This is a genomic window from Bradyrhizobium sp. Leo170, from assembly GCF_004296405.1.
Taxonomy (GTDB): domain Bacteria; phylum Pseudomonadota; class Alphaproteobacteria; order Rhizobiales; family Xanthobacteraceae; genus Bradyrhizobium.
The window spans coordinates 1-12,196 of record NZ_PSRR01000067.1 but is presented as its reverse complement, the minus strand read 5'-3'; the positions used below and the strand labels follow the sequence as shown (position 1 = coordinate 12,196).

Here is a 12,196-nt window from a genome sequence, read left to right as displayed (position 1 = left end):
AGAATTTTCGCCCCCAAAGGCCAAGGCACAGAGATGCATCTTCTCGACAATGAATCCGGCACAGCACGGTTGCGCTCATCCGAGCCCCGCCAGGGAATAAAGGCGTCGCGCAAAATCCTCGTCGAAGCACCCGCGACCGTCCCTTCAATGGATCATCTCGACGAGCTCGAAGCGCAAAGCATCTACATTCTGCGCGAGGCGTTCGCCCGGTTGAAGAAGCTCGCGCTGTTGTGGTCGCTCGGCAAGGACTCCAACGTGATGATCTGGCTCGCGCGCAAGGCGTTCTTCGGCCGCGTGCCCTTCCCTGCCTTGCATGTCGATACCGGCAAGAAATTTCCGGAGATGTATGCCTTCCGCGACCAGTACGCGAAGGAATGGGATATCGACCTGCGCGTCGAACGCTGCCCGCCGATCGATAGTGTCGACCCCACGCTGCCGCCTGCGGCGCGCTCTGCTGCGCGCAAGACCGAGGGCCTGAAGCTCGCGCTGGTCAAGCACGGCTTTGACGGATTGATCGCCGGCATCCGCCGCGACGAAGAGGCCACGCGCGCCAAGGAGCGCGTGTTCTCGCCGCGCGGACTCGAGGGCGAATGGGATGTGCGCGACCAGCCGCCGGAATTCTGGGATCACTTCAACGCCTCGCCGCCGCAAGGCGCGCATCTGCGCATCCATCCAATCCTGCATTGGACCGAGGCCGACATTTGGGCCTACACAAGACGCGAGAACATCCCGATCATCCCGCTTTATCTGGCGAAGGACGGCAAGCGCTATCGTTCGCTTGGTGATGCCGACATCACTTTCCCCGTCGCGTCGACCGCGTCTGACATCGATGAGATCCTGGCCGAGCTCGAAGACACCAAGGTGCCGGAACGCGCGGGCCGCGCACTCGATCATGAGACCGAGGATGCGTTCGAGCGGCTGCGTGTCGCCGGCTATCTCTGAGCTCTTAGCAAGTTAAGGCGATCTTCGATGAACATGGTTCTTCCCAGCGCGATTTCGGCGACACCGAACGGCACCACGCGTCCGCAAGTCCGCATCGTCATCGTCGGCCATGTCGATCATGGCAAATCCACCCTCGTCGGCCGCCTCTTGCACGAGACCGGCAGCCTGCCCGATGGCAAGCTCGAAATGCTGAAAGCCGTCAGCGCGCGGCGCGGCATGCCCTTCGAATGGTCGTTCCTGTTGGACGCGCTGCAGACCGAGCGCGACCAGGGCATCACCATCGACACCACGCAGATCCGCTTCCGTACCCGCTCGCGCGACGTGGTGCTGATCGACGCGCCCGGCCACGCCGAATTCCTCCGCAACATGATCACCGGCGCCTCGCAGGCCGACGGCGCCGTGCTGATCATCGACGCGCTCGAAGGCGTGCGCGACCAGACGCGGCGGCACGGCTATCTCCTGCATTTGCTCGGCATCAAGCAGGTCGCTGTCGTCGTCAACAAGATGGACCGGGTCGATTTCAGCGCCGAGCGCTTTGGCGAGATCAGCGACGAGATATCGGCGCACCTGACCGGTCTTGGCGTGAAGCCATCGGCGGTGATTCCGATTTCCGCGCGCGACGGCGACGGCGTTGCCGCGCACACGCCGCGGATCGGCTGGTACAAGGGGCCGAGCGTGGTCGAGGCGCTGGATGCGCTGGAGCCGGCGCGGCCGGCGGAAACATTGCCGCTGCGACTGCCGGTGCAGGCGATCTACAAGTTCGACGACCGCCGCATCGTCGCGGGTCGCATCGAATCCGGCAGCCTGAAAGCCGGCGACGAGATCGTGATCATGCCAGCGGGCAAGATCGCCAGGATCAAGACGGTCGAGAGCTGGCCGGTCACGCCGCTTCAGGGGCCGCAGACGGCCGGCCGCTCGGTCGGCATCACGCTCGACCGCGAACTCTTCATCGAGCGCGGCGATGTCATCGGCCATGTCGGCCAGAGCCCGCGCGACACCCGCCGCATCCACGCCCGGATATTCTGGCTGCACGACAAGCCATTGTCGAAGGGCGACCAGATCCTGATCCGGCTCGGCACGCGCGAGACCCGCGCCAGCGTGGTCGCGATCGACAAGGCGGTCGATCCCGGCGCGCTTTCCAACGAGGAAACCAATTCGATCGCACGCAACCATGTCGGCGAGATCGACATCTCGCTGGCGCAGCCGATTGCTGCCGATCCCTATCATGAAAGCCCGCGCACCGGGCGGCTGGTGATCGAGGTGAACGGCCGGATCGCCGGTGGCGGCCTCGTGCTGTCGGTCGATGCCGGCCAGCGCGCCGTGCCCGTCGACATCGTGCCGGTGGAGTCCGCGTTGCGCGCCGACGAGCGTGCGGCCCGCTATCGTCATGGCGGCGCCGTGCTCTGGTTCACGGGGCTGCCCGGCTCCGGCAAATCGACATTGGCGCTTGCGCTGGAGCGGCGGCTGTTCACGAATGGCGGCTCGCCGATCCTGCTCGATGGCGACACCTTGCGTGCCGGCCTCAACAGCGACCTTGGCTTCTCGCACGCGGATCGCAGCGAAAACATCCGCCGCCTCGCGGAGGTCGCGACGCATCTGGCGCGCAACGGCCATATCGCGATCGTCGCCGCGGTCTCGCCCGCCGCATCCGACCGCGCCGCCGCGCGCCGCATCGCCGACAGCGCGTTCCGTGAGATCTATGTCGCAACGCCGGCGGAGATCTGCGAAAGCCGCGATCCAAAGGGCCATTACGCCAAGGCCCGCGCGGGCGGCCTGCCCTCCTTCACCGGCATCACCAATGATTACGAGCCGCCGGCGGGGAACGAACTGACCATCGATACGTCGAGCCGGACAGTCGCTGACGCAGTAGACGAAATCGAACGGATGCTGGCCCAAACCGGCATCCTGTTCGAGGAAGTCGCCGACCTCGCGGCGAATATTTAGAGAACAACTCCCTCCGTCATCGCCCGGCTTGACCGGGCGATCCAGTATTTCAGAGATGATCGTAGTTGAACCGAGAAGCCGCGGCGTACTGGATGCCCCGCCTCCGCGGGGCATGACGGTTGCGGGTAATATGGCCACCCGGGGGGCCTTCTCATGGCCGTGGCTTTAGCGCTAAAAGGGCGCTGAACCGCCCGCCTTTTGGCGCGTTTTTGCTGTTTTCGTCCCGAAAACAGTCCGTAAACGCCATTTCTCTTGGAAAGCCCAACATGACGCGTGTCGAAGCCCACGGATTGAAGATCGCCTCTGTCCTGTTCGATTTCATCGCCAAGGAAGCGACCCCCAACACCGGGATCGCGCCCGACGCCTTCTGGGCGGGGCTCGCCGCCATCATCGCAAAACTGGGGCCGAAAAACCGCGAGCTGCTCGCCTTCCGCGACACGCTGCAGGCCAAGATCGACGACTGGCACCGCGCCAACAAGGGCAAGAAGTTCGACATCAACGCCTATACCGCTTTCCTGAAGGAAATCGGCTATCTCCTCCCGGAGCCGCCGACCAGGCAGGTCGAGACCGCCAATGTCGACGAAGAGATCGGCAAGATCTGCGGTCCCCAGCTCGTGGTGCCCCTGACCAATGCGCGCTATGCGCTGAATGCGGCGAATGCGCGTTGGGGCAGCCTCTATGACGCCTTCTACGGCACCGACGCGATCCCGCATGACCCGAGCGAGAGTGGCAAGGGCTACAACAAGGCGCGCGGCGACAAGGTGATCGCGAAGGCCAAGGCGCTCCTGGATTCGGCCGCGCCGCTCGCGACCGGAAGCCACACTGATGTGACCTCCTACAGCGTCAGCGGCGGCAAGCTCGCGGTGAAGCTCAAGAACGGCAACACCACCGCACTGAAATCGGCCGCACAATTCGCGGGTTATCAGGGCGATGCCGCCGCGCCAAGCGCCGTGCTGCTCGTCAACAACGGCCTGCACATCGACGTGACGATCAACCGCAATCATCCGATCGGCAAGGACGATCCGGCAGGGGTCGCCGACATGATCCTGGAGGCGGCGGTCTCCACCATCCTCGATATGGAAGACAGCGTCGCGGCCGTCGACGCCGAGGACAAGGTGCTGGTCTATCGCAATACGCTTGGTCTCATGGCCGGCACGCTTTCGGCTGATTTCGAGAAGGGCGGCAAGACCCTGACGCGCTCGCTCAATGCCGACCGCGTCTACAAGACGCCCGACGGCAAGGATCTGACGCTGCACGGCCGCAGCCTGCTCTTGATGCGCAATGTCGGCCATCACATGTTCACCGACGCCGTGCTCGATGCGAAGGGCGAGGAAATCCCGGAAGGGATCCTTGATGCCGCGGTGTCCGGCCTGCTCGGGATCCATGATCTCAAGGGCAAGTCGAAGGTGAAGAACAGCCGCACCGGCTTGGTCTACATCGTCAAGCCGAAGATGCACGGCCCCGATGAAGTCGCGTTGACCTGTGAGTTGTTCGGCGAGGTCGAGAAATTGCTCTCGCTGCCGGAGAACACGCTCAAGGTCGGCATCATGGACGAGGAGCGCCGCACCACGGTCAACCTCAAGGCCAGCATCCAGAATGCGGGCAAGCGCGTGATGTTCATCAACACCGGCTTCCTCGACCGCACCGGCGACGAGATTCACACCTCGATGGAAGCGGGTCCGATGATCCGCAAGAACGACATGAAGGCGCAACCCTGGATCAAGGCCTATGAGGACTGGAATGTCGACATCGGCCTGATCGACGGCCTGCCCGGCCATGCGCAGATCGGCAAGGGCATGTGGGCGGCGCCCGACAAGATGGCCGACATGCTGGCGCAGAAGATCGGCCATCCGCAGGCCGGCGCCACCACCGCCTGGGTGCCGTCGCCGACCGCTGCGACGCTGCACGCGCTGCACTATCACCAGGTCAACGTGATCGCGCGCCAGCAGGAGCTGGCCAAGGGTGGACCGCGCGCGAAACTCTCCGACATCCTCACCATCCCGGTATCGCAGTCGAACTGGGCGCCCGATGACGTGAAGCAGGAGATCGACAACAACTGCCAGGGCATCCTGGGCTACGTCGTGCGCTGGATCGACCAGGGCGTCGGTTGCTCCAAGGTGCCTGATATTCACGACGTCGGCCTGATGGAAGATCGCGCCACCCTGCGCATCTCGAGCCAGCATCTGGCGAACTGGCTGCACCAGGGCGTCATCACCAAGGACGAGGTGATGGAGTCGCTGAAGCGCATGGCCGTGGTCGTCGACGGCCAGAACAAGGGCGATCCGCTCTACAAGCCGATGGCGCCGTCCTTCGACGGTGTCGCCTTCAAGGCGGCCTGCGACTTGATCTTCAAGGGCCGCGAGCAGCCGAACGGCTACACCGAGTTCATTCTCACCGCCCGCCGTCGCGAAGCGAAGGCCGCCGGCTGATCTGACACATCGCCGTAGCCTGGGTGGAGCGAAGCGCAACCCGGGACCACCATCGCCGGATTACGCTTCGCTTCATCCGAGCTACAGAGCATGACGCCGCATGGTTGGAACCCGTGCGGCATCAATCCGTTTCAACGCCATCTCAACTGAAGCATCGGAGAGATGGCAATGGATTGGAACCGGATCGAGGGCAACTGGAAGCAGTTCAAGGGCGCTGCCAAGGAGAAATGGGGCAAGCTCACCGATGACGATCTCAACGTGATCGAAGGCCGCCGCGAGCAGCTCGAAGGCAAGCTGCAGCAGCGCTACGGTTTCGCCAAGGACCAGATCCGCAAGGATGTGGACGACTGGTTCCGAAGCCTGCGATAGGCTCTCGCAGCAAAAGCCCCGGCCGACGCCGGGGCTTTTGCTTGGTGTTGTCAGAACACCCCCCCCCCGCGATGTATTCAGATGTATTTCAAGAGCGAGATTACGCCCAGGATGATCACGACGACACGCGCGATCTGCTTGGCGCGTGTGTCGAGCGGCAGCAGGTTGATCAGGTAAAGGACGAGGATAACGACCAGAAACGTGATGAGTATGCTGATGAGCATGCGGCCCCCGAGGACGTCATGAATGGCGTGTTAGCAATTTCTTAACTGCCGGAAGGGCGCGAGGTTCCTGGCGGGGAACTTGCCCACTTGCGAAAAGCTCGGTCATTTCAGCGCGCTCCGTAAATATACGGCAATAGCGTTTCCGGAAATTTTTACCCTTATTGTTCCAAATGGCGACAGCTTTGGGGAGCCACATGCTGAATCGCCTTTCTGTATCCGCGTTGCTGAAGATCGTTATCCTGAGCACTGCATTCTGCATCGTCGTCGGTTTCTCGCTGAATGCGTGGGATAGCTGGGGCCGGCTGCAGGCGGCGGGCCGGATTTCGACGATTGCCGACGTCTCGGCCGACCTTTTCAAGGCGATGCACAGCCTGCGAACCGACCGTTCGTCCACCAACCGCCTTCTGACCGGCGGGTCTCCGATGGACGGCGGGATCGAGAAGTACCTTCGCGATCTCCGCGATGCCGAAATGCTGGCGATGGCGAACGGGCTCGCCCGGCTCAAGACCATGGACTTCGCCCAGCAGAAGACCCTGGTGGCGGAGTTCGAACGGCTGTTCTCGCTGCTGACGGCCGAGCAGACGGAATTCTGGCAGGAGATGGCCAAGCCGAAGGAAGCGCGCCGCGCGGAACTGGCGAAGGAGTATCAGGCAACGACGCAGGCCCTGCTCGATGTGCTCAATAAATTGTCGGGAACGCTTGCCGCCGACGTCAATCACCAGGATGCGGTGATCGACCAATTGCTCAACATCAAGCAGACTGCCTGGCTGCTGCGCAACACCGCCGGCGAAGCCTCCGCGCTGGTGTCAGACGGACTCGGTGCAGGCCGTATCACGCCGGAAATCCACCAAAGCTACACCAAATTCGTCGGCGGCATCGATGCCGCCTGGAAGGCGCTCGAGGTGGCAACCTCAGGCATGCAATTGCCGCCGAAGCTCGCGGCTGCGATTCCCGCCTCCAAGACCGCCTATTTCGATCCTGATTATCAAAGGCTGCGCGACCGGCTGATGGCGGCGCTGGCCAACGGCGGGAAACCGGAGATGGCCGCGAACCAGTGGAGCCCGGTCACCGTCGGCCGGATGGGGACGGCCGTGGCGGTCGCGGAAGCGGCGCTCGATGCGGCGAAGGATCATGCCGCCGCCCAATACGCGCTGGCGCAGCGTTCGCTGATCACACAGCTTGCGCTGCTCGCCGGCGCGATCGCGGTCACCATCGGCGCCATGATCGCGATCGGCCGCCGCGTCATCACGCCGCTGCACAACATCCGCGATGCCATGCTGAAAGTCGCCTCCGGCGACCTCGATGTCGATAGCGGCTATGCCGGGCGCAAGGACGAGATCGGCGCGCTTGCCGGTGCGCTTGAAACCTTCAAGCAGCAGGCCAAGGACAAGCTCCGCATCGAAGCGCAGGAGCGCGAGCGCAATGCCGGCGCAGCCGCCCGCCAGCAGGCGATCGAGAACCATGTCGGCGAGTTCGAGCATCTGGTGCGCCAGACGCTCGAACATCTCGGCGACGCCTCCGGCAAGATGCGGGCGACGTCCGCCAATCTCTCGGCCGTGTCGCGCCAGACCAATGAACGGGTCGAGATCGCCGAAAAGGCGTCCGGCGAGGCGTCGATGAGCGTGGAGACGGTCGCGGCGGCTTCCGAGGAATTGAGCGCCTCGATCAACGACATCAGCCAGCAGGCGGCGCATGCGGCCGGTATCGCCAGCCGCGCGGTCAACCAGGCCCGCAACACCGACGGCACCGTGCAAGGACTTGCGAAATCCGCCGGCCGCATCGGCGAGGTGATCGGCCTCATCAACACCATCGCGGCGCAGACCAACCTGCTCGCCCTGAATGCCACCATCGAGGCCGCCCGCGCCGGCGAGGCCGGACGCGGCTTCGCCGTGGTCGCCTCCGAGGTCAAGTCGCTGGCGAGCCAGACCGCAAAGGCGACGGAGGAGATTTCCGAGCAGATCGCCGACATCCAGAAGGTCGCCGGCGAAGCCATCGACGCCATCAAGGGCATCGGCAGCATCATCGGCGAAGTCAATGAAGTCGCGACCGCGATTGCCGCCGCCGTCCAGGAGCAGGGCGCCGCGACCCAGGAGATCACGCGCAGCACGCAATTTGCCGCGCAGGGCACCAAGAACGTGTCGGAGAACATCACCGGCGTAAAGGCCGATGCGGATACCTCGGCGGCCGCCGCCGAGGATGTTCGCCTCGCCTCGGAGACGCTGGAGACCCAAAGCCGTGGGCTTGGCGACCAAGTCACCGATTTCCTCGGCAAGATCCGCGCCGCCTAGCCCCTATTCACCACTCACTCCCGCGCCACCACCGGCACGCGCCCATATTTGGCGCGGATGCGGTCGGGCGCGGGCGAGAGCTGCAGCGAGGCACCGCGCTTGTCGGGGCGGCCGGCGACCATCAGGCCGTTTTCGCTGGCGACGATGTCCCCCTTCCGCAGGGTGGGATCATCCTCGATTTTGACCTGCGCCAGTCCGCCGGGATCCTTGCCGTTGCAGGTGCAACCCGCCACGATCTCGTTTCGGTAACGGAACGCGTTCGGCAGTTCCGAATACGCCGTTCCGTCCTCCGTCTCGGCGTTGTCGATGCTGCCGCCATAGACCAGCTTGGTCTCGCTCGCCGGACAGAAATTATTGCAGCTCTGCGCGCGACTGGCATTGTCGGAGACCGGCAGCGGGAAGTAACGACCATCACAGGTACGCACGCAGAACGCCTGACCCCCGCCGCTATAAGCGCGGTCATAGCTGCGGTCATAGGCGCGCGGCCGCCAAATCCGTTGCTGCACGGCGGGCGGGCCGTCGTCGAACGGCGGCCGGATCATCGGAGGCCGGCCGAAGCCGCCGAACAGGAGCGAGAAGAAATCCTGGGCCTGCGCCGCGGGCGCGGCGACGGCAAGGACGAGCGCCGTCGCGCCGAATATCCATCGCCAATGCGAGATCGGGGCCATTTTCGCCTCAATTCACCGACGACACGTTCAGTCGTATCGCCTGCTGGCCCGACGGCAGCGTGGTCGCCGCGGCTTGCGGACGCGGCGGCGCCGGGCGCACGCTGATCGTGGTCCTGGTATCCGAACCGCGAGCGAGCACTGGCGCATTCTTCGGCAGCACCACGACCTTGGTGCCGACATTGACGCGGCCAAACAGATCGGTGACGTCCTCATTGGTCATCCGGATGCAGCCGGAGGAGACGAACTTGCCGATGGTCGAGGGATCGTTGGTGCCGTGGATGCGGTATTCGCTCGATCCCAGATACATCGCACGCGCGCCCAGCGGATTGCCGGGACCCCCGGCGATGAACCGCGGCAGATAGGGCTGGCGCCTGATCATCTCGGCGGGCGGATACCAGTCCGGCCATTCCGCCTTGCGGCTGATGGTCTGCACGCCTGACCAAGTGAAGCCTTCGCGGCCGACGCCGACGCCGTAGCGGATCGCGCGGCCCTGCCCGAGCACATAGTAGAGCGCGGTGTTGCCGGTATCGATGATGACCGTGCCTGCCGCTTCGCTGCTCGCAAACGGCACCACCGCGCGGCGCAACCGCTCCGGCAGCACGCCGGCCTCCGCGTCCCTCCCGTCGGGCGTCAAGGCCTCGTCGGACGGAAAGGCGCCCTGCCGGATGGGGGCGTAGCCCAGCGACTGAGCACCTGCCGAGGTCGAGAGAGCGATTGGCGTCGCCAGCAGGCTGGCGGCGAAGACAAGCGCGTTTGCCGCGCGCGACGATCGGCGGAATAGAGCGGATGACGGTGTCATGTGCTGCCCCATTGGATACGCATCACGCTGATGCTCTGCCCCAACCAAACGCGCGCCATCGCTTCGCGGTTCCGGCTCCGCCGTGGCAGAGTCGCATCAGTCAAGAACACGACCGCTCACGATCGCGCGATGGAACCTGGCGACCGGCCCGGAGTTGGCCCTCCAAGAATTTCCGGTCGTGGCACGCACACACCGCGCGTCGCCTTGACATGCGCCCGTGGCGGGAGAGAACCAGCGTGCGTGTCCTTCCCAGTGAGCGTCTCCTGTCCAATGGCGCCGAAGGCACGCCCGCCCCCGATGGCCACGCCGAGCTGCCGCCGGTCATCCGCCGCACCGAGCTTGTCGCCCTGTCGCTGGTCGGGCTCCTGGTTATCGCCATCGTCGCGGCGCTCTATCTGGCCAAGGCCTTCTTCCTGCCGATCACGATGGCCTTCATCGTCGGCACCATGCTGTCGCCGGCGGCAAGCTTCCTCGAGCGCTACCGCGTGCCCCGCGCGGTCGCCGCAGTGCTGATCGTGGCCGCCGTCAGCGCTGCCGCCACTTTCATTATCGGATTGATTTCCGCTCCGGCGATCGAGTGGAGCGCCCGGTTGCCGGAGCTCGCAGCGGCGCTGAAAGAAAAGATGCACATCTTCGACCGGCCGCTCGCGCTGTGGCAGCAATTGCAGAGCATGATCGGCGGCTCCGAGACGCTTGCCCCGTTGCAATTGCCGAAGTTCGAATGGGTGCAGCCGACGGTGGAATTCCTGTCGCCGACCTTTGCCGAATTCCTGCTGTTCATCGCCACCCTGATCCTGTTCATCGCAAGCTGGAAGGATCTGCGGCGGGGGCTCGTTATGGCCTTCGGCGATCGCGATTGGCGGCTCCGCACCCTGCGCATCCTCAACGAGATCGAGGGACATCTCGGCAACTACCTGCTCATGGTGACCATGATCAATATCGGCGTCGGGATCGGGACCGGGCTGATCTGTGCCGTCACTGGCATGCCCAACCCGGCGGGCCTTGGCGCGCTCGCCGCCACGCTGAACTTCATCCCGATCATCGGGCCGGTCGCGATGTTCGTGGTGCTGGTTCTGGTCGGTCTCGTCAGCTTCTCGACCATCAGCGCCGGATTGATCGCGCCGGCCTGCTTTGCGGTGCTGACCTTCCTCGAGGGGCATTTCATCACCCCGACCATCATCGGCCGAAGACTTGCCCTGAATGCGCTCGCCATTTTCATCGCACTGGCGTTCTGGACCTGGCTGTGGGGCCCGATGGGCGCCTTCCTGGCCTCCCCACTCCTGATCGTCGCGCTGATCCTCAAGGAGCATCTGATGCCGGTCAATTCGCCGCATCTGCCGGAGGAGTGAACCGGATTTCGGCTCGGGAACTTAGTTCCCGACGCGGCGTTCTGCCAAGAACAACATTGGTGAAGCAACATTGGTTCGGGAGCTGTTCGATGTCGGTGACAAGCGATTTCGGATTGAAGAACATGACAGACAAAGCAACCTATGAACGCCTGCAGAAGGATGTCGCCACCGTGAAGGACGACATCGCCGCGCTGACCGACCAGATCACCGAGGCGCTCAACTCGTTCGCCGGCAGCGCGCGAAAGCAGGCACGCCGTGGATACGACCAGGCGCGCGACCGCGCCGAAACCGCCGTCGACGACATGTCGGAGCGCGGCAGCGCGATGATGGACGCCGCGCAGGATGCGTACTCCTCGATCGAGGAGACGCTGGAGGACGCCATCACCCAGCGCCCGCTGGCGACCGTCGGCATTGCGCTCGGCCTCGGCTTCCTGATCGGCATGGCCTGGCGAAGGTAGCGGCGGACACGTCCCCATGCTGCAGCGACTGGTCAGTGACGTCAGGGAGCAGGCGGGCAATGCCATGCGGCTGACGTCGCTTGCGGTCGTGATCGCCGCAACCGCGCTCATTGCGCTCGGCTTCCTCTGTGCGGCGTTCTTCGTCTGGGTGCACCAGACCTATGGGCCGATTTGGGCATGTCTTGCCTGCGCCGCGCTTTTCGTGGTGGTCGCGGTGATCGCCGCCGCCCTCTACGTCGCACGGAAGCGGCAGATGCGGCTGCGCGCCGAGGAGATGGCCCGGGCGGCACGCCAATCCCTCCTCACCAACCCGGCGGTGCTAGCAACCGGCCTGCAGCTCGTCCGCGCCATCGGCGTGAAACGGCTGGTCCCGATCCTGGCGATCGGCGGGCTGGCGCTGGGGCTGATGGCCAGCCGGAGCGCGGCGAGCGATCCACCGCCACCGGACAAGTGACAGCCCTGCCGTCGTCGTCGCGAAAGCGGACGATCCAGGCTGTAGGGTGGGCAAAGGCGCACTTGCGCCGTGCCCACCATCCAGCGCCGCGCTCGCAATGGTGGGCACGCTTCCGCCGGAGTGTGTTTAAGCGACGGTGCGTGTAGGCGCTTTGCCCACCCTACGGCCGTCGTCGCCGCGAAAGCGGGGACGCATAACCACAGGCGGTTATTGTGGCGCGAGCAAGCGGGTGCAGCGGAGCACACGACAACGGCCTGTGGTTGATGGGGTGG

General features: G+C 64.6%; 11 protein-coding genes. 8 read left to right on the top strand and 3 right to left on the bottom strand.

Annotated elements, in window-relative coordinates:
- The first annotated feature begins 147 nt into the window (after positions 1-147).
- The 4 genes from cysD (at position 148) to CWO89_RS14295 (ending at position 5,684) form a co-directional block, all read left to right on the top strand.
- Positions 148-942 (top strand): sulfate adenylyltransferase subunit CysD, encoded by a 795-nt coding sequence (gene cysD / locus CWO89_RS14310; protein ID WP_245476249.1) that lies wholly within the window; start codon positions 148-150, stop codon positions 940-942.
- Between the two features lie 27 nt (positions 943-969).
- Complete coding sequence (cysC, locus tag CWO89_RS14305; protein WP_130579434.1) at positions 970-2,886, top strand: adenylyl-sulfate kinase; 1,917 nt, start codon at positions 970-972, stop codon at positions 2,884-2,886.
- A 266-nt stretch (positions 2,887-3,152) separates the two neighbouring features.
- A complete protein-coding gene (locus CWO89_RS14300) occupies positions 3,153-5,315 on the top strand; it encodes a malate synthase G (RefSeq protein ID WP_130579432.1) in 2,163 nt (720 codons plus the stop codon).
- Between the two features lie 168 nt (positions 5,316-5,483).
- Positions 5,484-5,684 carry a CsbD family protein gene (locus CWO89_RS14295; RefSeq protein WP_165421142.1) on the top strand — a complete coding sequence of 67 codons (201 nt, stop codon included), beginning with the start codon at positions 5,484-5,486 and terminating at the stop codon, positions 5,682-5,684.
- 77 nt (positions 5,685-5,761) lie between these two features.
- On the opposite strand, the gene CWO89_RS14290 is transcribed toward CWO89_RS14295, so the two are convergent.
- Positions 5,762-5,908 carry a Thivi_2564 family membrane protein gene (locus CWO89_RS14290; RefSeq protein ID WP_130579429.1) on the bottom strand — a complete coding sequence of 49 codons (147 nt, stop codon included), beginning with the start codon at positions 5,906-5,908 and terminating at the stop codon, positions 5,762-5,764.
- Between the two features lie 194 nt (positions 5,909-6,102).
- On the opposite strand from CWO89_RS14290, the gene CWO89_RS14285 reads away from it, so the two are divergent.
- The gene (locus CWO89_RS14285) at positions 6,103-8,196 is read left to right on the top strand and encodes a methyl-accepting chemotaxis protein (RefSeq protein WP_130579427.1); all 2,094 of its coding nucleotides are present in this window, start codon (positions 6,103-6,105) and stop codon (positions 8,194-8,196) included.
- Between the two features lie 14 nt (positions 8,197-8,210).
- Here CWO89_RS14285 and CWO89_RS14280 read toward each other — a convergent pair whose 3' ends face one another.
- Positions 8,211-8,864 (bottom strand): DUF2865 domain-containing protein, encoded by a 654-nt coding sequence (locus CWO89_RS14280; protein WP_130579425.1) that lies wholly within the window; start codon positions 8,862-8,864, stop codon positions 8,211-8,213.
- 7 nt (positions 8,865-8,871) lie between these two features.
- Positions 8,872-9,663, bottom strand: a complete 792-nt coding sequence (locus CWO89_RS14275) for a L,D-transpeptidase (RefSeq protein WP_130579423.1) — start codon at positions 9,661-9,663, stop codon at positions 8,872-8,874.
- A gap of 236 nt (positions 9,664-9,899) precedes the next feature.
- Here CWO89_RS14275 and CWO89_RS14270 point away from each other — a divergent pair, with 236 nt between their 5' ends.
- From CWO89_RS14270 to CWO89_RS14260, 3 genes are all read left to right on the top strand, one after another.
- On the top strand, positions 9,900-11,012 hold the full coding sequence (locus CWO89_RS14270) for an AI-2E family transporter (protein WP_130579421.1): 1,113 nt from the start codon (positions 9,900-9,902) through the stop codon (positions 11,010-11,012).
- An 89-nt stretch (positions 11,013-11,101) separates the two neighbouring features.
- Positions 11,102-11,470 carry an ElaB/YgaM/YqjD family protein gene (locus CWO89_RS14265; RefSeq protein ID WP_130579419.1) on the top strand — a complete coding sequence of 123 codons (369 nt, stop codon included), beginning with the start codon at positions 11,102-11,104 and terminating at the stop codon, positions 11,468-11,470.
- A 16-nt stretch (positions 11,471-11,486) separates the two neighbouring features.
- Complete coding sequence (locus tag CWO89_RS14260; RefSeq protein ID WP_130579417.1) at positions 11,487-11,924, top strand: phage holin family protein; 438 nt, start codon at positions 11,487-11,489, stop codon at positions 11,922-11,924.
- Positions 11,925-12,196 lie beyond the last annotated feature (272 nt).

What these genes read in the sequence shown, in the direction of transcription:
- CWO89_RS14290 (WP_130579429.1), bottom strand. Translation starts at nt 5,908, where the DNA reads ATGCTCATCAGCATACTCATCACGTTTCTGGTCGTTATCCTCGTCCTT.
- CWO89_RS14285 (WP_130579427.1), top strand. Translation starts at nt 6,103, where the DNA reads ATGCTGAATCGCCTTTCTGTATCCGCGTTGCTGAAGATCGTTATCCTG.
- CWO89_RS14280 (WP_130579425.1), bottom strand. Translation starts at nt 8,864, where the DNA reads ATGGCCCCGATCTCGCATTGGCGATGGATATTCGGCGCGACGGCGCTC.
- cysD (WP_245476249.1), top strand. Translation starts at nt 148, where the DNA reads ATGGATCATCTCGACGAGCTCGAAGCGCAAAGCATCTACATTCTGCGC.
- CWO89_RS14260 (WP_130579417.1), top strand. Translation starts at nt 11,487, where the DNA reads ATGCTGCAGCGACTGGTCAGTGACGTCAGGGAGCAGGCGGGCAATGCC.
- CWO89_RS14275 (WP_130579423.1), bottom strand. Translation starts at nt 9,663, where the DNA reads ATGACACCGTCATCCGCTCTATTCCGCCGATCGTCGCGCGCGGCAAAC.
- cysC (WP_130579434.1), top strand. Translation starts at nt 970, where the DNA reads ATGAACATGGTTCTTCCCAGCGCGATTTCGGCGACACCGAACGGCACC.
- CWO89_RS14265 (WP_130579419.1), top strand. Translation starts at nt 11,102, where the DNA reads ATGTCGGTGACAAGCGATTTCGGATTGAAGAACATGACAGACAAAGCA.
- CWO89_RS14300 (WP_130579432.1), top strand. Translation starts at nt 3,153, where the DNA reads ATGACGCGTGTCGAAGCCCACGGATTGAAGATCGCCTCTGTCCTGTTC.
- CWO89_RS14295 (WP_165421142.1), top strand. Translation starts at nt 5,484, where the DNA reads ATGGATTGGAACCGGATCGAGGGCAACTGGAAGCAGTTCAAGGGCGCT.